This is a genomic window from Paramesorhizobium leguminum (genome assembly GCF_003217235.1).
Taxonomy (GTDB): domain Bacteria; phylum Pseudomonadota; class Alphaproteobacteria; order Rhizobiales; family Rhizobiaceae; genus Paramesorhizobium; species Paramesorhizobium leguminum.
Genome location: NZ_QJTF01000001.1, coordinates 226,534 through 243,266, shown reverse-complemented (window position 1 = coordinate 243,266; position 16,733 = coordinate 226,534). Strand labels below are relative to the sequence as shown.

The window sequence follows — 16,733 nt, the reverse complement described above, 5'->3', positions numbered from 1 at the left end:
AGGCCAAGGATAGAAGGCAATGCCGTCAGTCATCTTTTTCATCGTCGTCATTCTGGCAGGCTGGTACGGCTACCGCGCCTTCAAGCGGGAGGCCGCGCGGGTTTCGCAAGAGGTGCGTCAGGCCGAAAAGGAAGCGCAGAACCGGGCCAACGGCACCTTGGTGCAGGATCCTAAGACGGGTGAATATCGTCTGCGCAAGGATTGAGATCTGTGCTTGATGCCCCCTCCGTCGGTCCTACCGGTTTCCGGTTAAAGCCTTTCACATCCCTTCACCCCCGTCCTTCGAGGCTCGCTTCGCTCGCACCTCAGGATGAGGGTGAAGGGCGGCGGCGCTCCAGTAGCCCTCATCCTGAGGTGCGGAGTGGAGCGAAGCGAAACGGAGCCTCGAAGGACGAGGGCGCTTGGCGGGGCACCGGTCCATGAACCATCACGCCCCTGCAAGCGAAACCATCTCCCTCCTGGCCCCCGCCAAGATCAATCTGGCGCTGCATGTCACAGGCCGGCGCGATGATGGCTATCACTTCATTGAAAGCCTTGTGGCGTTTACCGCGTTCGGTGACCGGATCGATGTTTCGCCTGATTCCGAGGACCATTTCACGATGACCGGCCCGTTCGCCGCTGCCGTGCCGGCGGATGGCGCTAATCTCGTGCTCAAGGCTCGCGATGCGCTGCGAACACGATTTCCCGGACATGCGACTCCGGTCGAGATCAGGCTGGAAAAGAACCTGCCTATCGCATCCGGCATCGGCGGCGGATCGAGCGACGCGGCGGCGACGCTGATCGCGCTCAACAGATTGTGGGGGCTCGGCCTCGACATGCCGGCGCTAAACGAAATCGGTCTGGCGCTCGGCGCCGACGTGCCGATGTGCCTGCATGGCCAACATTCCCGCTCTCCCCTCATCGCCCGCGGTATCGGCGAGGCGCTCGATGCCCTGCGCCGGTTTCCCCGTCTGCCGATCGTGCTTGCCAATGACGGCACGGGGCTTTCGACGCCGCAGGTATTTCAGGCGCTCGCACGGCGGGATAACCCGCCGCTGCCCTCCCCGCCTGAGTTTGCCACCATCGAGGCGGTTTGCAGCTATCTCAAGCAGACCCGCAATGACCTCTACGCCGCATCGCTGACGCTTGCGCCTGCCCTCTCCCATATGCTCGATCTTTTCACTGAAACCGGCGCTTCCTTCGCGCGGATGTCGGGATCGGGCGCGACCTGCTTTGCGGTTTTCCCGGACAATGCGGCAGCGGAAGCAGCGGCGGCATTTATCAAACAGCGTCACCCGCAATGGTTCGCGGTGGCAACAGAGACGAGGTCCTGAGCGCAATGGCGGCTGAAAAACGTCCCTTCATGCCCATCGGCATCGCGGTGTTGACGGTCTCCGACACCCGGACGCTGGCCGACGACAAATCCGGGGACACCCTCGCCGGGCGCATAGCCGAGGCAGGTCACACGCTCGCCGCCCGCGATATCGTGCCCGACGATATGGGACAAATCCGCGACAAAGTGCTGTTCTGGTCGCGCGATCCACAGATCGACGTCATCATTACCACCGGCGGCACCGGCTTTACCGGGCGCGATGTGACACCGGAAGCGCTGGAGCCTATCTTCGACAAGCGCATGGACGGTTTTTCGGCGGTCTTCCACCGCATATCGTACGAGAAGATCGGCACGTCCACCATTCAGTCGCGGGCGACGGGCGGCGTCGTCAACGCGACCTTCGTCTTCGTGCTGCCGGGCTCACCCGGCGCCTGCCGCGATGCCTGGGACCACATTCTACGGCTCCAGCTCGATTATCGCCACATGCCCTGCAATTTCGTGGAAATCATGCCGCGGCTGGGGGAACATTTGAGAAGAAGAGTGAGCAGTGAACGGTGAGCAGTGAGCTGGCAATTCTTCTGCTCACTGCTCACCGTTCACTGCTCACTATTTCCGCCTTTAATTGCCGCATTGCGAGGCCACGCGCCAGATCGCTTGCGCCATAACCCGGCTTCATGAGCGCGATTGCCTGGCGCTTCGATATCAGCAGACCGTCGCCCAGCGGATCATTGCCGCCGAAAATCCGCTTTAGAAATGGCGGCCTGTTGATGCGCGAACGCGTGAAGCGAGCCGGTCCCGGCGACACCTCGACATGGTCCCGCACCGCCTCGGTCCAGCCTTCGAACAAGCGGGAACCCGGCTCCAGCAACAGGAGCCATTCGCCCCTCGCTTGGCCGAGCGCATCGGCAAACACCCCGTTTTCAAGGAAAACACAGCCTGCCGCATCGGCGATTTCGCGCGTGTGATCGCTCGACCCGTGATCGACGATAATGACGTCCCGAACCAGTCCCACCACCGCGCCATTGACCAGCCCCGCCAGGGTGCGGGCCAAGGCTTCCTCGTCGTTTCTGGTTTCAATGACCACGGATACCATGACTTTCGCTTAATACATGTATGTGGAAAATGCCACATTTCCTTCATATAAATTAGTTCCCTTTTTGTTTCAAAAAGTTCTTGCTTCGTTCCAAATCTCCGCATAGGTATGGATTCATCTCAGGGTGATCGTTCACGCATCGCCAACAGGAGAAGACAATGGATGCCATTCACCATGCCGACAGGGCAGCGTTTTCGGAAGGCCGGGCGGAACAGGCCAATGCGCTGATCGAGGACGCGGGCTTGCGCATCGACCACGGGCGGCGGCGCGGGCGTGGCGCGGGCATCAACCCGACCGGGCGCTTCGAGCCGACGACCCGGCATGTCTTCGACGACGGCTGGAATTCGCTGGAGGAGCTGCCGCCCTTCCAAACCGACGTGCAGATCGAAAAACCGCGTACTATCATCACGCGCAACGATTCTCCCGATATCAGCTTCGACCGCTCGATCAATCCCTATCGCGGCTGCGAGCATGGATGCATCTATTGTTTCGCCCGTCCGACCCACAGTTATATGGGTTTGTCTGCGGGGCTTGATTTCGAAGCGAAGCTCTTCGCCAAGCCGGACGCGCCGCATCTTCTGGAGCGTGAGCTGTCGAAGCCGGGCTATATGCCGAAGACGATTGCCATCGGCACGAACACCGACCCCTATCAGCCGATCGAGAAGAAATGGCGCATCATGCGCGAAGTTCTCGAAGTGCTGGAAGCGGCCAATCATCCCGTCGGCATCGTCACCAAATCCGCCATGGTAACGCGCGATATGGATATTCTCGCCCGCATGGCCGAAAAGGGTCTAGCCAAGGTGGCGCTCTCGGTCACGACGCTCGATGCAAAGCTCGCCCGCACCATGGAGCCGCGCGCGTCGACGCCGACGCGGCGGCTGGAGGCGATCCGCGCGCTTACCGAGGCGGGCATTCCGACGGCAGTGATGATGGGGCCGGTCATTCCGGGCATCAACGATCATGAGATCGAGCGTATCCTCGATTCAGGCCATGCGATGGGCGCCAAGAGCGCGGGCTATGTTCTCCTGCGCCTGCCGCTGGAAGTGGCGCCCCTCTTCAAGGACTGGCTGTTGCGAAATTATCCTGATCGCTACCGCCATGTGATGTCGCTCGTGCGCTCCATGCGCGGCGGCAAGGATTACGATGCCGAATGGGGCAAGCGGATGCGCGGTGAAGGCCCTTATGCCTGGCAAATCGGCCGCCGTTTCGAAATCGCCGCCAAGCGGCTCGGCATGAACGGGCAGCGTGAGAAGCTAAGAACCGATCTCTTCACGCGGCCGACGAAGTATGGAACCCAGCTCTCGCTTTTTTGATCCATGAAAGGGAACCTTGCAGCGCCATCAATGATTTTAAGGCCCGGACCTAAACCTTTGATTTCCCATCAGGCGCCCGAGCCCCGCGCCTGAAGGTCTCCTGCCCTTCCCCTCGGCAGGAGGTCTTGCGGAGAATCGGTAGCAATGCGACTGTCGCCGCACAATGACTCGCGCGCTTACCGATTCTCCGCTTCTCTTCGATATTCCGCTCATCCCGGATTTTTCCTCCGAGCTGCGCCTTATGAAAAGAGGCGTGCGGCCTATTGCCGGCCTGGACGAGGCGGGACGCGGGCCGCTGGCCGGGCCGGTCGTGGCGGCGGCGGTGATTCTTGACGCGGAACGTTTGCCGAAAGGGCTTGACGATTCCAAACGGCTGACGGCGGCAGCGCGTGAAAAGCTCTTCGAGATCATTCTTGCAAAAGCGCTCGCCGTATCGGTGGCGAGCCTCAGCGCGCCAAGCATCGACCGATCGGATATCCGCAAGGCATCGCTGGAAGCCATGCGGCGGGCGGCGGCAGGGCTGACGCTCGCGCCCTCACATGCGCTGATCGATGGCTGCGATGTGCCTTGGGGTCTTCCCTGCGAGGGCAGCGCGCTTGTAAAGGGCGACCAGCGCTCGATTTCCATTGCCGCGGCCTCGATCGTCGCCAAGGTCACCCGCGACCGGATTATGCGACGCGCCGCCACTTTGCATCAGCATTACGGATTTGAAGCGCATGTGGGCTACGCCACCGAGCAGCACCGGGTGGCGATTGAAATCCACGGCCCCCTGCGCGGCCTGCACCGCTTCACCTTCTCGCCAATCAAGGGACGTTTTCCGGCGGAGTGAATTACAGGTCGAGTTGTGAATGCGAACCGAGCCGCGCGAGGATCAGTCTATCTTCACCAATGAGGCGATAGATCAGCACCAGATCGGGCCTTATATGGCAATCCCGATAGTCCTTCCAATTGCTGGTAAGCGCATGGTCGCGATGACGCGGTTCCAGCGGCGTATCGGTTGCCAGCGCCTCGATGATTTTCCGGACATCCGTGTTAAGAAGCTTGCGGTGCGGCCCGCTCGCTATCCGTTTAAAATCGCGTTTGAACGCCGTTGTACGCTCAATCTTCCGCATTGAGGTCATCGAACAGGGCATCGACAGAATCGAACTGCTTGAGATCGCCGCGCTCGACCTCGGCGAAGGCTGCCAGTGTTTCCGCGTTCGGTTGGAATAGCGCCGACGGAATAGCCTTGTCCTGCGCAATACGGGTCATCAGCACCCGTACGACATCGCTGACCGTCAGGCCAGAAGCCTGGATGACCTGATTGGCTGCATCCTGAATGTCGCCCGGCACACGCGCCTGAACCATACGGCTGGTAGCCATAGTGCCATCCTTCTATGTGTATTTCACTGCAATACATATAGAGATAAGGCGCTCGTTTGTCCAGTTCGCCAACAACATACCCCAAACAAAAACGCCGCCTTGCGGCAGCGTTTAGAGCGGTATGCAATTAAGTTGAATCGGGGCATACCGCTTTAAGTCTTTGATTTAGCGGCACGATCTTATCCGAAAAGTCTGCAACTTTTCGGAATCATGCTCTAATTTATCCGGCAAGATGGGACCAGCTCAGTTGAGTCGCGACCCAACCTCGTCGACCGATTTCTTGAACAGTTCGTTCGCGGTCTTCGGGTCGAGCTTGCCGGCGATGAGCTTGCCTGCGGCGGCCACCGCGATATCCACGGCGGAGGAGCGCACCGCATTGACCGCTTCCGTCTCAGCCTGGGCGATCTTCTGCTCGGCAAGCTTGTTGCGGCGGACAACGTAGTCGTCCATCTTCTGCTTGGCGTCCTGGAGAAGCAAGGCAGCCTCGCGCTCAGCGGCGGTCAGGATATCCGCTGCCTCCTTTTCGGCCTCCCGGCGCTTTTGCTGATACTCAGCCAGCAGCGCCTGGGCTTCCTCACGCAGGCGGCGGGCATCGTCCAGTTCCTTGCCGATGCGCTCGGCACGCTCGTCCAATGAGCGGGCGAGCATTCCCGGCACCTTCATATAGACGACGATGCCGATGAAGATCACAAGAGCGATGAAAGCCCAAAATGTAGCGTCCATGTGGTGCTCCTTCAGCTTGCCGCTTTGACCGCGGCGGATACGGACGCCTTGTCCGCAATGCCGCCAACGAGATGTTCAACGATATCAGCGGCTGTGCCCTCGGCAATGCTGCCGACATCCTGCATGGCCTTTTCCTTGATCGCGGCAATGCGCGCTTCGGCTTCGGCAAGCTTCGCCTCAAGCGAAGCCTCAACCGTTGCCCGCTCGGCATCCGCCTTCGTCTTGGCCTCGTCGCGCGCCTTGCCCGCAATGCGACCGGCCTTCATGCGCGCCTCGGCCAGCTCCTGCTCGTAAGCCGCGATGGCATTATCGGCATCTTCCTTCATGCGGCCGGCATGGTCGAGATCCTGCTCGATCTGCCCACGCCGGGCCTCGATCACCCCGCCAAGACGGGGCAGAGCCACGCGTGACAGGAAGAGATAGAAGGCGCCGAAGGTGATGGCCAGCCACAGAAGCTGGGAGGCGTAATAAGTGGAATCGAACGGAGGAAACACGCCGGTGTGGCCGGCATCGTGCGGCACGCCCGTTTCGGTGTGCAAGGTCTCAGGCGCCGCTCCGGGCGCACCATGTTCAACCGCCTGGGTTTCAGCCGGCTGAGAGTGGGTTTCGCTTTGGGCAAACGCCGCGGACACGAACATCCATCATCCCCTTATAAAACTTTTATAGGCATGACCTTATCCAAAAAGTCTGCAACTTTTTGGGATCATGCGCTAACGCCGACGGCGGCAACACCAAGAGGTTCCCGCGCGCCGGCGATTTTCAGGTTCGTCGATTTAGACGGCGCATAATCTTGTCCGAAAAGTCTGCAACTTTTCGGGATCATGCTTTAGACGGCGAACAGAAGCAGAAGCGCGATGAGCAGCGAGAAGATGCCCAGAGCTTCCGTCACGGCGAAGCCGAACACCAGGCGGCCGAACTGGCTGTCAGCGGCGGACGGGTTGCGCAGGGCGCCGGAGAGATAGCTGCCGAAGATGTTGCCGAGGCCGAGGGCCGTACCGGCCATACCGAAACAGGCGAGACCGGCGCCGATGTACTTTGCTGCGATGGGATCCATGATTAGCTCCTTTTGGATAATAGCGCGGATTTTTTGTTCTGACGGTCGCCCGCCGGTTTGAACTTCTTAAACCGTCCTCAGTGCCCTTAAACCGCATGATCTTGTCTGAAAAGTCTACAACTTTTCAGGATCATGCTCAGTGCCCCGGATGTACCGCGTCGTTGATGTACATGCAGGTGAGAACGGTGAAAACATAGGCCTGGAGGAAAGCGACCAGGAATTCGAGAGCGGTGATCGCGACCGTCATCAGAAGCGGCAGAACCGCGCCGCCGATGCCCCAGACGCTGCCAAGGGCGGAGAGCGTAACCACGAAGCCCGCGAAAACCTTGAGCGTGATGTGGCCGGCCAGCATGTTGGCGAAAAGACGAACCGAGAGGCTGACGGGGCGCGAGAGGAAGGAGATGATCTCGATCAAAACCACCAGCGGCACGATGACAGCGGGAACGCCGCTCGGCACGAAAAGCTTGAGAAAACCGAAACCGTGCTTCCAGAAGCCGTAAATAATGACCACGCCGATGACGAGAAGCGCCAGGGCAAAAGTGACGATGATCTGGCTCGTCACCGTATAGAAATACGGGAAAAGGCCGAGAAAATTGGCGACCAGCACAAACATGAACAGCGAAAAGACGAAGGGGAAGAACTTCATCCCCTGCTGCCCCGCCGACCCGCGCAAGGCCCCCGCCACGAACTCATAGGCCATTTCGGAAACCGACTGCAACCGGGATGGCACAAGGCCACGGTTCATCGAGGATAAATAGAGAAAGGCGGAGGCGGCCACGACCGTCAGCACCATATAGGCCGAGACATTGGTAAAGGACAAATCCAACCCGCCGGCATGGATGGGAATCCACCTGGCGACCTGAAACTGATGGATCGGATCGTTAGCCACCTTAACCTCGTCTGTCGTCCCTGCCCGAAGGCGTTTCAGTGTCCGGCCCTTGAGGGCCTTTTTTGTTTTCGCCCGGCGCTCGCCCGGGCTGAATGCCGCCTTCGGCGACATGCCCCATGGAGCGCAGAATATTGAGCACGCCGGCGCCGAAACCGAGGAGAAGGAAGACGATCAACCCCCACGGCGACGTTCCGGCGAAGCGGTCGATCACCCAACCGATCACCGCGCCGACCAGAATACCGGCGATGAACTCGCTCGACAGTTTCATGGCCTCCGCGACCCCGGCGGATGTATCCGGCCGCTCTTCCGGAGAGCTTGACTTCTTCCGCACACCCTTTTTGGCCAATTCGGCTTCAAGACGGCGGCGGCGTTCATCCAGCTCTTCGGGAAGCAGGTCCGGCTCTACACCGCCCGCGCGAGATTTGCGATCCGGCCGATCGGGCTTCTTTCCCGTTGCCATAACGCCTCCTGACACGCGTTGGTGCAAGGCTTCAGCCCCGCTTCAAAGTCGCGCGCAACATATTGTCAGGCCGCCTGCTAGTCAAGGCGCTGCAACTATCCCTTTCAAAGGATTTTTCTTATTTCAAATCAGAGATTTAAGAGAAATTACACTCCAAAGTCCCGGCAATTGTCCACGACAGTGCGCCAATGAGGCGCAGACAATTGCTGGATGATCTATGGATTGCGGAGGATTATCGGGCGGTATGGGCCGCAATAAGGCCATCCCAGGCGGCCATGGCGGAATCGGCGACCTGCAAAAGCACCTCTCGCGTAGCGCCATCGCGCGCCTGAAACGACATGCCCTGCTGCACGGTCATGTAGAACGAAGCCAGCGCGCCGCAATCCAGCCTTTCCGGTAATTCACCCTCCTTGACCGCACGCTCGAGTCTTGCCTGCAAGACGCACAGATTGCCCAAGCGATGCTCTCGCAGCATCCGCATGGAGCGGCTATTATCATCATCCTCGTGCAGGATGCCGAGGACAACCAGACATCCGCGGGGCTTGTTGCCCGAAGTGTAGGATAGCGCGCTCGACCGCAGGAGATACTCCACACCAGCCTTTGCCGTCGGCGAATGCGCTATGCCCTCCCACAGGCTCGCGCCGCGCGCGGTGTAGAGATCGACCGCCTCGCGGAACAGCGCCTCCTTGCAGCCGAATGCGGCATAGAGGCTGGGCGAGTTGATGCCCATGGCCTTGGTCAGATCCGCGATTGCCGCGCCATCATAGCCCTTCTCCTCGAACACCTCCATGGCGCGTTCGAGTGCTGCATCCCGGTCAAACCCGCGCGGACGGCCCCTTTCGGACATGTGCATTCCTTTCTGTATTACCCGATACATAAATCGCTTGACGCCGCCGGGCAAGCCTGAAATGTTTCTGTATCGATCAATACAGAAAGGATTCGATATGAGTGGGTTACAAGGAAAAGTGGCTTTGGTGACAGGTGGAAGCCGCGGAATGGGCGCTGCGATCGCGCGAAGGCTGGCGGCGGATGGGGCCGATGTGGCGCTGACCTATGCGCGTTCGCCGGAAAAGGCGACGAGCGTTGCCGCGGATATCCAGAAGATAGGCCGGCGCGCGCTGGCGATTCAGGCTGACAACAGGGATGCGGCGGCAATCGAGGCGGCTGTGGCGAAGACCGTGGAAGAGCTCGGGCGGCTCGACATTCTTGTCAACAATGCCGGTATTTTTTCGGTCGCGCCGATCGAGGACGTGACACTTGAAGCCTATGACGAGATGATGGCGATCAACACACGCGCCGTTTTCGTCGCGATCAAGGCGGTGGTCCCGCACCTGCCGGAGGGCGGACGGATCATCACCATCAGCAGCAATCTCGCCGAGCAGGTGCCCTTTGCCGGGGTAAGTCTCTATGCCGCGAGCAAGGCAGCGCTCACCGGGCTCACCAAGGGCGTCGCGCGCGATTTGGGGCCAAAGAGGATCACCGTCAATCTGGTCCAGCCCGGCTCAACCGATACGGACATGAACCCCGCCGACTCGGACCACGCGGACGCACAGCGCGAGCGGATGGCCATCCAAAGCTATTCGACCCCGCAGGATGTCGCCGGTCTGGTGGCATGGCTTGCGAGCGAGGAGGCCCGCTTCGTGACCGGGGCGACGCTTGTGATTGATAGCGGGGCGAATATTTAGGGCAGTAGGGCAGTAGGGCAGTAGGAAAGATTTACCGGGCGGCGAAGGCAATACATATTGCCCTACTGCCTTATTGCCCTACTCCCTGAACTCAACTCCAGCCGCCCCCTTGGGTGCGATAGAAGATATGCAGGCCGATCTTCTTGACGCGTTCCATGGCGGAGGCCCAGCGCGGTTTGACATAGGCCGCATGATAGTGCGTGGCGGAGCCGACTTCCGGCAGCCAGATCTGGCCGGAGGATACGGCTTTCGCCACTTCCTGCGCGGTGCTCCAATGTTCCGGCTCGGTCACGCGCTGGCGGCGGCCGTCACAGGCGAACGAGAACTGGCAGCGATTGCGCCAGTTGTCGTTCTGATAGACCACGCCGCAGACGGTTTTTGGAAAGGCCGGGTTGCGGACGCGGTTGAGTATGACCTGCGCGACCGCTGCCTGCCCTTTGATAGACTCTCCGCGCGCCTCGAAATAGATGCCTTCTGCGAGGCACTTCTGCTCCTTCGCGGTGAAGACCTGCGCCGGCAGCGGTGCCGCCGCCCAGGAATGATCCCCAGGCTTGAGCGGCGGCGTGAAGCGGCCTCCGCTTCCGTCTCTCAGGATGCTCGCGAAAGGCGAGACCTTGGTATAGTCCGGCTCGACCGGTGCATAGCCCGTTGCCAGAATATCAGGATTGCCGTTGTTGATAAGCTTCGCCAATTGAACCGGCATAGCGGGCGCGGGTTTCGGCGGCGCGGCCTTGTGGAAGGCGAGCGCAATGTCGATCTCCTTGCGCCGTGACTTCGACGGCACGAAAGCCATCTTCACTTGCCGGGCCTCGACGGGCTGCAGCAACATGCTGGAGCGTTGCAACACCGAGCCGGCATTGAAGGATTTCGGCGGCGCCTTGGGCAAAACCGAGACGAGACGCCCCCCCTTATCTGCTCGGTTGACGCGGCTTTCATCAGGGTTCGGATCGTTTATGCCAAGCTTTTCACCCTGCCCGCTTCCCGAGGCGAAAGCGACGCGCGCCCTGCCCGCCACATCAATGCCGCCGGTCGTAAACGACGGATCAACGAAGGGCTTTTCCGCGCGGTGAACCGAGCCGGCGGCAACCAGGCTCGCCATATCCTGATGGGCGGCAACTGTAGGATTGAAAAAATAGATCGCCGCACCCAGAAGGGCGGGAGCGGCCAGGCCATGGGTTTCCCGCAAAGTAAAATGGCGCCGTTCCAAAGACGACAAGACCGGACGGACGAACAAGGTCCGCAAAGACGCAAGGCGCACCTGACACTCCACTCGAAACACGCTGACCGAATGGTGTGACAATGAAGCATTAACCTTGATGGATTCTTAACGACCGGATGGCAACGGGAGCGCATGCCTCTTTTCTTCGCTCTGTAAAATATGGATATTATGGATATTACGGAAATCGACCGGCTGACGCGTGGCGGCAAATAACAGGGAAATACGATGATCGGCTATATAATGGTGGGAACCAACGATCTCACGCGCTCGCTCGCGTTCTATGATCCGATCTTGGAGGCGATGGGGCTTGAGCAATGCTGGCGGGATGATCTTTCCGCATCCTGGGGCAAAAGGAATGATGAAACCATTCCCCGTTTTTTCACCGGCTATCCTTTCGACGGAAAAGCCGCCTGTGTCGGCAATGGCGGCATGACTGCGTTTCAATTAAAAAATGCCGCGACTATTGACCGGCTTTACGATTTGGCGATGCAGAATGGCGGCAGCGACGAAGGCAAGCCCGGCTTCCGCCCGCAATATGGAGAGGGATTCTACGGCGCTTATGTCCGCGACCCCGACGGCAACAAGATTGCTTTTGTTTGTTTTGATGTGAGAATAGCGGGTTGATATATTTGCGCGAGGGCTACCCCCCTCTGCCCTGCCGGGCATCTCCCCCTCAAGGGGGGAGATTACGCCTTCATATACGCCCGGCACCAATCGCCGGTGCTGCAGAAAAAAGGCCGAGGGCAGTGTCAGCTAATCTCCCCCCTTGAGGGGGAGATGCCCGGCAGGGCAGAGGGGGATAGGCCTTGCGATTCCGTCAAACATGAATCGCGCTAACGCTTCTTCTTCGCCCGCCCGGCAAACGGATTGTCCGATGTCCTCAGTGACAGCCGGATAGGAACGCCGGGCATGTCAAAGGTCGTACGCAATCCGTTGATCATATAGCGCAGGTAGGATTGCGGCATGGCGTCCGGCCTGGAGCAGGAGATGACGAAGCCCGGCGGGCGCGTTTTTACCTGCGTCATGTATTTGATCTTGAGCCGGCGACCCGAAACAGCGGGGGGCGGGTGATGCGTGAGGATGCCTTCCAGCCAGCGATTGAGCTTGCCGGTCGAGATGCGGCGGTTCCATATCTCATGGGTGGAAAGGACATTTTCCATGAGTTTGTCGATACCCTGCCCGGTTTCGCCCGAAAGCGTGACCGCACGAATGCCGCGGATCTGGGGCAGCAGCCGCTCGGTCTTCTCGCGCAGTTCCGCCAGAACTTCCTGGCGGTTCTCGATCAAATCCCATTTGTTGAAGGCGAGAACCGGGGCGCGGCCTTCGCGCACCACGAGATCGACGATCTGCAGATCCTGCTTCTCGAAGGGGATCGTGGCATCGAACACGATGATGACGATTTCCGCGAAGCGGATGGCGCGAAGGCCGTCGGCGACCGACAGCTTTTCCAGCTTTTCCTGTACGCGCGATTTGCGCCGCAGCCCCGCCGTATCGAACAGCTTGATGCGGCGGCCGTGCCATTCCCAGTCGACCGAGATCGAATCCCGTGTGATGCCCGCTTCCGGGCCGGTCAACAGGCGATCTTCGCCCACCATGCTGTTGATCAGCGTCGACTTGCCGGCATTGGGGCGCCCGACAATGGCAATGCGCAGCGGCTTCGAGGTGTCGTAGGCCGGAATGTCGTCGGCATCAGGATCGTCGATGTCATCGCCGATCAATACCGTATCCGGCATGGAAATGGCGGGGCGATCCTCGGCTTCCTCGTCATCCTCATCCGGGCCGAAGGCAAGCTCCTTGCCTATCGCCTCAACGATCGCATCGCGCAGGTCGGGAATCCCCTGCCCGTGCTCGGCGGAAAGCGCGCAAGGCTCACCAAGGCCAAGCCGGTATGCATCGTAGAGACCCGCTTCCGCACCGCGGGCTTCGGATTTATTGGCCACGAGAACGACGGGCTTTCCGGATTTGCGAACCAGATCCGAGAATGTAATATCGGCGGGCGTGATGCCGGCCTTGGCATCGATCATGAACAGGATCACATCGGCTTCGGCGATGGCGATTTCTGTCTGGGCGCGCATCCGGCCTTCCAGCGTCTCGCTGCCCACCTCTTCAAGACCGGCGGTATCGACCACCTGGAATCTCAAATCATAGAGCTTGCCGTCATGCACGCGACGGTCGCGGGTGACGCCGGGCGTATCATCGACAAGCGCAAGCTTCTGCCCGGCAAGCCGATTGAAAAGCGTAGATTTGCCGACGTTCGGGCGCCCGATAATGGCGAGTGTAAAACTCATGATGGTCTTTCTCACGCAAGTCCGGACGGAAAACCGGTTCCCACTTTTCCTGGACTTGCTTATTTGGTCGCCACAGTACCGTGGATCAGATCGAGCATGACATTGGCGCGCTGGCTGATATCGGCGGGTGCGCCGGAATCATCGGCCAGCTGCTGGAAGAGGCGCAGTGCATCGTCTGTGCGACCGGCCTTCCAGGCCGCAAGGCCCAGCACTTCCCGCGCGGAAAACCGCATCGGGTCGCCATCCGCGGTGATCGGCTCGACGCGCTTGGCGACATCGTCATAAGAGCCGGTATCGACCAGGATAAAAGCGGCGCGCAAGCGCGCGATATCCTGGATGGCGGGAGGCACCGAATTGTCGGCTGCGATCTTATCGAAGGCGGCGACGGCGCCCGCGGAATCACCTTTCTGGAAGATCAGCGTTGCCGCGCGCATCCGCGCCAGCACGGGATATTCGCCGTAGCCATCCTTTTCCAGCGCACTCAACGCGGCAAGCGCCTCGTCGTTCTTGCCCTGATCCGCCAGATCGAGTGCGGACAAATATTTGTCGCCGGATGTCGATGCCTGCGAAGCGCTCCAATGACGATAGACTACCATTCCCGCGGTGCCGACCACGATAGCGACGGCGGCACCGATGAGCAGAGGACCGAACCGTCGCCAGACGGCCTTCGCCCTATCGGAGCGGATTTCCTCATTTACCTCGCGGAAGAAGCTATCGTCTGCCATGGACCCTGCCGTCAATGATGATTTTTCCCATTGCCCGCCACTCTCGGCGCACAACCTATTCATGTGCTTTTAGTAGGAATCTGGGCCGGATGTAAGGCCCGATATTACAAATAACAGCGAGATCATGAGCTTATCGAGTCCGACCCTTGCCACATTCAGGCCAACTTTTCTGGATCATGCTCCAGCCCCTGTTATAACCGCATGATCTTATTCGAAAAGCCTGCAACTTTTCGGGATCGTGCTTCATCTGGAATTCATGCGCATTTTTTCCCGTTCCATTATTACAGCCATTTTCGCTTTCCTGCCCTTGGGATCCGCTTTTGCCACGCAGTCAAACGGCGGCAAGCCATCGCCGCAATATGTGCTGATTTCTTTTGACGGCGCACATGACAACAAGCTCTGGCAGCGGAGCCGCACGCTGGGGCGGAAGACCGGCGCCCGCTTCACTTATTTTCTCTCCTGCGTGTTCCTGATCGAGCGCTCTGAGCGGGCGCGTTATCACCCGCCGCGCATGGCGGCCGGCCGCTCCAATGTGGGCTTTGCCTCCAGCCGCGAAGAAATCGCGGAACGGCTCGACAATATCTGGGGCGCTCATCTGGAAGGCCATGAGATGGCCAGCCATGGCTGCGGCCATTTCGACGGGACGGACTGGAGCACTGCGGACTGGGACCAGGAGCTGAAAGCATTCCGCCGGATCGTCGCGGACGGATATTCGGCGAACGGCATCTTCGGCGAACCGCAAGGCTGGCGCGCGCTTGCCGAACAAGGCATCACCGGTTTTCGCGCGCCTTATCTCGCCACAGGCAAGCCGGTGCAGGAAGCGCTCAAGGCCAACGGTTTCCGCTATCAGGCAAGCGGCGTGACCCAAGGACCGGAACTGCCGCAGCGCGACGGCGAGCTTGCGAGTTTCGGCCTGCCGATGATCCCGGAAGGGCCAATGCCGCGCCCGGTCATCGCCATGGATTACAATCTCTACGTCCGCCATTCAGCCGGTTTTGAGAAGCCATCGCGCTCCCGGGAATTCGAGGAGCGAACCTACCAGGCATTCAAGGCGGCCTTCGACAAGCAATATGCGGGCAGCCGCATTCCGCTGCAGCTTGGCTTCCATTTCGTGGCGATGAATGCCGGCGCCTATTGGCGGGCGCTGGAGCGCTTCGCCGGCGAGACCTGCACCAAGCCGGACGTGCGGTGCGTCACCTATAGCGAATATCTGGCGAATACCGCCCCGGCGGAGCGGCACGCCGAGCAATAAGCGTTTGCTCCCATCAGATCGCGGCGGGCTGCGTTTCGAGATATTCCTGATCGATTTGCGGCAGCGGCTCGCCATCAATGGCCGCCTCGAACGCGCGCAACCGCTTGTAGATCGAGAGGAGCTCGACGATGGTGGACCATGAATTGGCCAGATATTGAAACGAACCGCTGACCTGACTGAAGACATTTTGTATCTGGTTCAGCAACCCCAAGGTCAGCCGCCCCATCGCGATCGCGGGGATAAGGATAACGAGGGCAAAAATATTGTCGGCCTGGAGATAGAGAATCCGGGCGATATTGAAATAGGTATAGTGGAAATAGAGGCGGAAATAATTGCGCCGCACATTATCGAACAATTCCGCCAGCGTTATGGGATGGGCCCGCTCCGCATAGTCTTCGCCATAGACCAGTTCCTTGCGGTAGGCCGCTTCGACGCGCTGGTTCTTGAAATCCAGGCCCGGCAGCTTGATCCCGACCAGCGCAAGAAAAGTCGTTCCGAAAAGCGACCATAGAATAGCGGCAACCACCAGCGCATGCGGCACCGTGCCAATCAACGGCAGCGCAGTGACCTGCTTGGAGAATGTAAACAGAACGGGCAGGAAGGCAATCAGCGTCATGACCGAGTTGACCAGATTGAGACCGAGGCTTTCCACCGTGGTGGAAAATCGCATGGTATCTTCCTGCACACGCTGCGAGGCGCCTTCAATATTCCGCAGCTTATCCCAATGGCTTATATAATATTCATTCATGGCGGTGCGCCAGCGGAAGATATAATGGCTGGTAAGGAAAAGCGTGAGGACGGCGATCGTCACAGCCACGAAGGCGATGCCGGCAAAACTAAGCAGGCTCTCATATAGCTGCGGCGCAGTTACAGACCCGGTTTTTGCCAATGCCTCCTGAATGAGATTGTAGAACGGCCCATACCACGCATTGACCGCCACGCTGACCTGTACCTGAAAATAGGTGGCGAAAAGGAGCACCGCCGATCCGAAGATCGACCAGCGTCGCCATTTATGCGGCGCGTAAAGGGCCCAGAAGGCATAGAAGGCGCCTGCGGTCACCGCAAAATAGATATAGAACCACAGGAACGGCGCGGACCAGAAAACCGACACGCCGATAATCGGCGCGCTACCCGGCGCTGCCGGCGGCAGGCCGAACCGGGCGCCCAGCCCCTCGCCGCCAAAGAACCAGGCGAAGACCGCAAGCAGACTCCAGAGAATAGCGGAACTGAAGAACAGCTTCGGCTTGGGGAAAAAGGAAACGAACACGGCATACCCATTCACTGATCGGCGGCCCCTCCCGGCCGGGATAGCAGCAAGACGCAGCGAACCGGAAATTAAGTTGCATAACATTTTCGGG

General features: G+C 59.7%; 21 protein-coding genes. 8 read left to right on the top strand and 13 right to left on the bottom strand.

The annotated features are described in order from the left end of the window. The first annotated feature begins 19 nt into the window (after positions 1-19). The 3 genes from C7477_RS01215 (at position 20) to moaB (ending at position 1,870) form a co-directional block, all read left to right on the top strand. Positions 20-205, top strand: coding sequence for a hypothetical protein (locus tag C7477_RS01215; protein ID WP_110747915.1), 186 nt, complete (start codon positions 20-22; stop codon positions 203-205). A gap of 214 nt (positions 206-419) precedes the next feature. Further along, a complete protein-coding gene (locus C7477_RS01210; protein ID WP_110747913.1) occupies positions 420-1,313 on the top strand; it encodes a 4-(cytidine 5'-diphospho)-2-C-methyl-D-erythritol kinase in 894 nt (297 codons plus the stop codon). A gap of 5 nt (positions 1,314-1,318) precedes the next feature. Further along, positions 1,319-1,870, top strand: coding sequence for a molybdenum cofactor biosynthesis protein B (gene moaB, locus C7477_RS01205; RefSeq protein WP_110747911.1), 552 nt, complete (start codon positions 1,319-1,321; stop codon positions 1,868-1,870). Positions 1,871-1,901: 31 nt separating this feature from the next. On the opposite strand, the gene C7477_RS01200 is transcribed toward moaB, so the two are convergent. Next, on the bottom strand, positions 1,902-2,405 hold the full coding sequence (locus C7477_RS01200) for a glycosyltransferase (RefSeq protein WP_110747908.1): 504 nt from the start codon (positions 2,403-2,405) through the stop codon (positions 1,902-1,904). 158 nt (positions 2,406-2,563) lie between these two features. Between C7477_RS01200 and C7477_RS01195 the strand changes: the two genes are divergently transcribed. After that, positions 2,564-3,718, top strand: a complete 1,155-nt coding sequence (locus C7477_RS01195) for a PA0069 family radical SAM protein (protein ID WP_110747905.1) — start codon at positions 2,564-2,566, stop codon at positions 3,716-3,718. A gap of 163 nt (positions 3,719-3,881) precedes the next feature. Further along, positions 3,882-4,547 carry a ribonuclease HII gene (locus C7477_RS01190; RefSeq protein ID WP_110747902.1) on the top strand — a complete coding sequence of 222 codons (666 nt, stop codon included), beginning with the start codon at positions 3,882-3,884 and terminating at the stop codon, positions 4,545-4,547. Between the two features lies 1 nt (position 4,548). Here the strand turns inward: C7477_RS01190 and C7477_RS01185 are convergent, their stop codons facing one another. The 8 genes from C7477_RS01185 to C7477_RS01150 all read right to left on the bottom strand — a co-directional run bounded on the left by C7477_RS01185 (position 4,549) and on the right by C7477_RS01150 (position 9,053). Beyond that, complete coding sequence (locus tag C7477_RS01185) at positions 4,549-4,830, bottom strand: type II toxin-antitoxin system YafQ family toxin (protein ID WP_110747899.1); 282 nt, start codon at positions 4,828-4,830, stop codon at positions 4,549-4,551. Then, positions 4,817-5,080 carry a type II toxin-antitoxin system RelB/DinJ family antitoxin gene (locus C7477_RS01180; protein ID WP_110747896.1) on the bottom strand — a complete coding sequence of 88 codons (264 nt, stop codon included), beginning with the start codon at positions 5,078-5,080 and terminating at the stop codon, positions 4,817-4,819. Before C7477_RS01180 ends, C7477_RS01185 begins: the two co-directional genes overlap by 14 nt. Positions 5,081-5,323: 243 nt before the next feature. Beyond that, the gene (locus C7477_RS01175; protein ID WP_110747894.1) at positions 5,324-5,803 is read right to left on the bottom strand and encodes a F0F1 ATP synthase subunit B; all 480 of its coding nucleotides are present in this window, start codon (positions 5,801-5,803) and stop codon (positions 5,324-5,326) included. An 11-nt stretch (positions 5,804-5,814) separates the two neighbouring features. After that, positions 5,815-6,441 carry a F0F1 ATP synthase subunit B gene (locus tag C7477_RS01170; RefSeq protein ID WP_110747891.1) on the bottom strand — a complete coding sequence of 209 codons (627 nt, stop codon included), beginning with the start codon at positions 6,439-6,441 and terminating at the stop codon, positions 5,815-5,817. A 188-nt stretch (positions 6,442-6,629) separates the two neighbouring features. Then, a complete protein-coding gene (locus C7477_RS01165; protein WP_110747887.1) occupies positions 6,630-6,857 on the bottom strand; it encodes a F0F1 ATP synthase subunit C in 228 nt (75 codons plus the stop codon). A gap of 136 nt (positions 6,858-6,993) precedes the next feature. Next, the gene (locus tag C7477_RS01160; protein ID WP_110747884.1) at positions 6,994-7,746 is read right to left on the bottom strand and encodes a F0F1 ATP synthase subunit A; all 753 of its coding nucleotides are present in this window, start codon (positions 7,744-7,746) and stop codon (positions 6,994-6,996) included. 1 nt (position 7,747) lies between these two features. Continuing rightward, positions 7,748-8,206 carry an AtpZ/AtpI family protein gene (locus C7477_RS01155; protein WP_110747881.1) on the bottom strand — a complete coding sequence of 153 codons (459 nt, stop codon included), beginning with the start codon at positions 8,204-8,206 and terminating at the stop codon, positions 7,748-7,750. A gap of 232 nt (positions 8,207-8,438) precedes the next feature. Continuing rightward, entirely contained in the window at positions 8,439-9,053 is a 615-nt protein-coding gene (locus C7477_RS01150; protein ID WP_110747878.1) for a TetR/AcrR family transcriptional regulator, read from the bottom strand. A 97-nt stretch (positions 9,054-9,150) separates the two neighbouring features. On the opposite strand from C7477_RS01150, the gene C7477_RS01145 reads away from it, so the two are divergent. After that, positions 9,151-9,891 carry an SDR family NAD(P)-dependent oxidoreductase gene (locus C7477_RS01145; RefSeq protein ID WP_110747875.1) on the top strand — a complete coding sequence of 247 codons (741 nt, stop codon included), beginning with the start codon at positions 9,151-9,153 and terminating at the stop codon, positions 9,889-9,891. A gap of 91 nt (positions 9,892-9,982) precedes the next feature. On the opposite strand, the gene C7477_RS01140 is transcribed toward C7477_RS01145, so the two are convergent. Next, a complete protein-coding gene (locus C7477_RS01140; protein ID WP_425373483.1) occupies positions 9,983-11,149 on the bottom strand; it encodes a cell wall hydrolase in 1,167 nt (388 codons plus the stop codon). A 186-nt stretch (positions 11,150-11,335) separates the two neighbouring features. Between C7477_RS01140 and C7477_RS01135 the strand changes: the two genes are divergently transcribed. Continuing rightward, on the top strand, positions 11,336-11,734 hold the full coding sequence (locus C7477_RS01135) for a VOC family protein (protein ID WP_110747871.1): 399 nt from the start codon (positions 11,336-11,338) through the stop codon (positions 11,732-11,734). Between the two features lie 209 nt (positions 11,735-11,943). Here the strand turns inward: C7477_RS01135 and der are convergent, their stop codons facing one another. Beyond that, positions 11,944-13,398: a ribosome biogenesis GTPase Der gene (der, locus tag C7477_RS01125; RefSeq protein ID WP_110748123.1), complete on the bottom strand. Its 1,455-nt coding sequence runs from the start codon at positions 13,396-13,398 to the stop codon at positions 11,944-11,946. Positions 13,399-13,457: 59 nt separating this feature from the next. Further along, on the bottom strand, positions 13,458-14,123 hold the full coding sequence (locus tag C7477_RS01120) for a tetratricopeptide repeat protein (RefSeq protein WP_110747866.1): 666 nt from the start codon (positions 14,121-14,123) through the stop codon (positions 13,458-13,460). Positions 14,124-14,379: 256 nt separating this feature from the next. Between C7477_RS01120 and C7477_RS01115 the strand changes: the two genes are divergently transcribed. Further along, the gene (locus tag C7477_RS01115; protein WP_110748121.1) at positions 14,380-15,375 is read left to right on the top strand and encodes a polysaccharide deacetylase family protein; all 996 of its coding nucleotides are present in this window, start codon (positions 14,380-14,382) and stop codon (positions 15,373-15,375) included. Between the two features lie 13 nt (positions 15,376-15,388). On the opposite strand, the gene sbmA is transcribed toward C7477_RS01115, so the two are convergent. Next, positions 15,389-16,642, bottom strand: a complete 1,254-nt coding sequence (gene sbmA / locus C7477_RS01110; protein ID WP_110747862.1) for a peptide antibiotic transporter SbmA — start codon at positions 16,640-16,642, stop codon at positions 15,389-15,391. Positions 16,643-16,733: the final 91 nt, after the last annotated feature.

What these genes read in the sequence shown, in the direction of transcription:
- C7477_RS01215 (WP_110747915.1), top strand. Translation starts at nt 20, where the DNA reads ATGCCGTCAGTCATCTTTTTCATCGTCGTCATTCTGGCAGGCTGGTAC.
- C7477_RS01210 (WP_110747913.1), top strand. Translation starts at nt 420, where the DNA reads ATGAACCATCACGCCCCTGCAAGCGAAACCATCTCCCTCCTGGCCCCC.
- moaB (WP_110747911.1), top strand. Translation starts at nt 1,319, where the DNA reads ATGGCGGCTGAAAAACGTCCCTTCATGCCCATCGGCATCGCGGTGTTG.
- C7477_RS01200 (WP_110747908.1), bottom strand. Translation starts at nt 2,405, where the DNA reads ATGGTATCCGTGGTCATTGAAACCAGAAACGACGAGGAAGCCTTGGCC.
- C7477_RS01195 (WP_110747905.1), top strand. Translation starts at nt 2,564, where the DNA reads ATGGATGCCATTCACCATGCCGACAGGGCAGCGTTTTCGGAAGGCCGG.
- C7477_RS01190 (WP_110747902.1), top strand. Translation starts at nt 3,882, where the DNA reads ATGACTCGCGCGCTTACCGATTCTCCGCTTCTCTTCGATATTCCGCTC.
- C7477_RS01185 (WP_110747899.1), bottom strand. Translation starts at nt 4,830, where the DNA reads ATGCGGAAGATTGAGCGTACAACGGCGTTCAAACGCGATTTTAAACGG.
- C7477_RS01180 (WP_110747896.1), bottom strand. Translation starts at nt 5,080, where the DNA reads ATGGCTACCAGCCGTATGGTTCAGGCGCGTGTGCCGGGCGACATTCAG.
- C7477_RS01175 (WP_110747894.1), bottom strand. Translation starts at nt 5,803, where the DNA reads ATGGACGCTACATTTTGGGCTTTCATCGCTCTTGTGATCTTCATCGGC.
- C7477_RS01170 (WP_110747891.1), bottom strand. Translation starts at nt 6,441, where the DNA reads ATGTTCGTGTCCGCGGCGTTTGCCCAAAGCGAAACCCACTCTCAGCCG.
- C7477_RS01165 (WP_110747887.1), bottom strand. Translation starts at nt 6,857, where the DNA reads ATGGATCCCATCGCAGCAAAGTACATCGGCGCCGGTCTCGCCTGTTTC.
- C7477_RS01155 (WP_110747881.1), bottom strand. Translation starts at nt 8,206, where the DNA reads ATGGCAACGGGAAAGAAGCCCGATCGGCCGGATCGCAAATCTCGCGCG.
- C7477_RS01150 (WP_110747878.1), bottom strand. Translation starts at nt 9,053, where the DNA reads ATGTCCGAAAGGGGCCGTCCGCGCGGGTTTGACCGGGATGCAGCACTC.
- C7477_RS01145 (WP_110747875.1), top strand. Translation starts at nt 9,151, where the DNA reads ATGAGTGGGTTACAAGGAAAAGTGGCTTTGGTGACAGGTGGAAGCCGC.
- C7477_RS01135 (WP_110747871.1), top strand. Translation starts at nt 11,336, where the DNA reads ATGATCGGCTATATAATGGTGGGAACCAACGATCTCACGCGCTCGCTC.
- der (WP_110748123.1), bottom strand. Translation starts at nt 13,398, where the DNA reads ATGAGTTTTACACTCGCCATTATCGGGCGCCCGAACGTCGGCAAATCT.
- C7477_RS01120 (WP_110747866.1), bottom strand. Translation starts at nt 14,123, where the DNA reads ATGGCAGACGATAGCTTCTTCCGCGAGGTAAATGAGGAAATCCGCTCC.
- C7477_RS01115 (WP_110748121.1), top strand. Translation starts at nt 14,380, where the DNA reads ATGCGCATTTTTTCCCGTTCCATTATTACAGCCATTTTCGCTTTCCTG.